The 2,453-nt window shown below is 61.5% G+C and carries 2 protein-coding genes and 1 tRNA gene; 1 reads left to right on the plus strand and 2 read right to left on the minus strand.

The genetic code is table 11. The annotated features are described in order from the left end of the window. Nucleotides 1-182: amidase family protein (locus tag OXG98_10895; GenBank protein ID MCY3772510.1), on the plus strand; the 182-nt coding region annotated here is incomplete at its 5' end. A gap of 27 nt (nt 183-209) precedes the next feature. Here OXG98_10895 and OXG98_10900 read toward each other — a convergent pair. Continuing rightward, nucleotides 210-1,949 (minus strand): hypothetical protein, encoded by a 1,740-nt coding sequence (locus OXG98_10900; GenBank protein ID MCY3772511.1) that lies wholly within the window; start codon nt 1,947-1,949, stop codon nt 210-212. An 81-nt stretch (nt 1,950-2,030) separates the two neighbouring features. Further along, a tRNA-Met gene (locus OXG98_10905) sits at nt 2,031-2,104 on the minus strand. Between the last annotated feature and the right edge of the window lie 349 nt (nt 2,105-2,453).

Genomic DNA, 2,453 nt, shown 5'->3' on the forward strand with positions numbered 1-2,453 from the left:
CGTTTCCCTTCAATCTGACCGGGAATCCCGCGGCTTCCATTCCGTGCGGGTTTACGAAGGCGGGCCTACCAGTCGGACTCCAAATTGTGGGACGACGGTTTGACGACGCCGGCGTGCTGCGCGCCTCCGCGGCGTTCGAGAAGATGAGCCCCTGGCAAGCGACCAAACCGGCCATTGGGTAGGGGGAGCGGGCCGAAGACGATCCTCGCCTAGCGTGCCGCTTCGACCCGCACGGTCACGATGTCGATATCGTGGTATTGCTGGTGGCGGACCGAGGCCGCGAAATGTTTCAGCAGGCGGAGAGAAATCTCGTGCTCTTCGGGTATAGTGCTCCCCTCACCGAGCAGGACCATGCGGTCTTCGAGATTTTCATCCCCGACCGCGGCCACAAATTCCAACTCGATTTCCGCGCTGTCGCCACGCGCAACAATAAAGAGCCGCCGCTTGTCGGGGGTGGTTTCATCCTCCGGCTGCACCAGACTCAGCAGCGTTTCCTCACCGGCCGCGCACAAGCGTTCCATCGAGGCGGTATTCCAGCCGAAGCGTGACGCCAGCTCACGTAGAAACCCATCGATCTTGGGCAGGGCCGCTATGTCCAGGTCCATTTCCAGGCGGTGGCGGCGCGGACCCGTCAGCTCCGTGAACAGAGTCAGGACGAGAACGGCCAGGCCGCCGGCCGTCATGCCGTTGCCGAGCAGCGCCCCCCACTGCTCGCCGAGTTGGGCGGCGAAGATGTCCTGGTTCTGAAAGCCCGCGCCGAGCCAGAAGGAAATCCCGACCACTACGCCTTTCCGATAGTCGAGTCCGTCCTGCATGACGATCTTCATACCCTGGACGAAAAGCATGCCCATCAGCACCATGACATAGGCGGCAACCACCGGGCTGGGAATGGCGAGGATCAGGGCGGCCACCTTGGGCAAAAAGGCGAGAGCGATGAAGATGAGACCGAGGCTGACCCCGACATTGCGCGCCGCCACGCCGGTCAGTTCGGTGAGCGGAATACTGCTCGAATAGGTCGTATTCGGCACGGTACTGGCCAGACCGGACAACAGATTGCCCAGGCCATCGGCGTTCACCGCACCCTGAACCGTTCGGAAATCGATCGCCCGGGGGGTGCGCCATGAGACGCGCTGAATGGCCACCGAATCGCCTATTGTTTCAATGGCACCGACCAGGGTCACAAACACGAAGGCCGGCAGCAGCACCCAGAACTCGCTCCCAAACGACAGGTCAAAGCCCGGCCAGCCGGATGTCGGCATGCCAACCCAATCCGCCTCGACCACGCGCGTAACGTCATAGAGCCCGAAGAACGAGGCAACCAGACAGCCCACCGCAATGCCGATGACCGGTGCCCAGAGCCGCCATACGCCCGACGCGCGCAACGCCAGCACCGCAATGGCGACCAGGGTGGCGGTGGCGGACACCGGTGCGGCGGCCGACGACGCGCCCTCGGGCACAACCGACACCATCTGAAATGCGATGGGCATAATGGTCACGGCAATCAGCGCGACCACCGTGCCCGAAACAACCGGCGTAATGATCCGCCGTAAGAGCGATAGCCGAGTCGCCAGGGTGAACTGGAACAAGGACGAGATAAAGATGAGCGTCGCCAGCAAGGCCGGCCCGCCCTTCACCAGGGCGGTGATGCACACCGCGATAAAGGCACCGGAGGTTCCCATGATCAGGATGTGGCCGGCTCCGAAGCGCCCGACCCGGACGGCTTGCAGGACGGTGGTTGACCCGCTGATGATAAGCGCCGCAAAGATCGCCCAGGACAGATAGACCTCTCTCTGGTCGGCCGCCCGGATCACAATCGCGGGGGTCAATACTATCCCGGCCACTACCAGCATGGCCGCCTGAAAGCCGATACCGAAGGAGAGCAGGGGCGGTGGGTTTTCGTTGGGTTCGTAGCGAATGGAGTCTTTGCCGCGCGTCGTGTCTGATTCCATAGGTACACAATCTCGCTTGTTTAGCGGGCCGTATACATGGCGAGAGTCCCGCAGTTCTTGGAATTACGGGACTCTCATAGGTTGCGGGGCTAGGATTTGAACCTAGGACCTCGAGGTTATGAGCCTCGCGAGCTACCGGACTGCTCCACCCCGCGCAGGACAGCAGTGCGGCTGGTGCCGCGTCGGATAGATGTAGCGCCCTGAAAAGAGGGCGTCAAGACCAGAGCGGTACTGGGTACTGGTATAATGAGGCCACTGTTCCGCGGATTTTTTCTCCTTGTACCAATCGAGGGCAACGCCGGTGGAGGGGCGCGGCCCCCCGTCCTTTCTGCGGTTGCTTATTCCGGTCCAAAATGCCCTTTTGGCCACTCCCATAACGTGCTATCGTCTGTCTCGTCCATACATGCAGAGAGACCTGCTTGGTCGGGTCGCTTGCTGAATACAAGAGCCTCTAGGGTCAGGACCTATAAACGGGATGTGCATTTCCAGCGGATTGTGATTCTC

Source organism: Gemmatimonadota bacterium (assembly GCA_026706345.1).
Taxonomy (GTDB): domain Bacteria; phylum JAAXHH01; class JAAXHH01; order JAAXHH01; family JAAXHH01; genus JAAXHH01.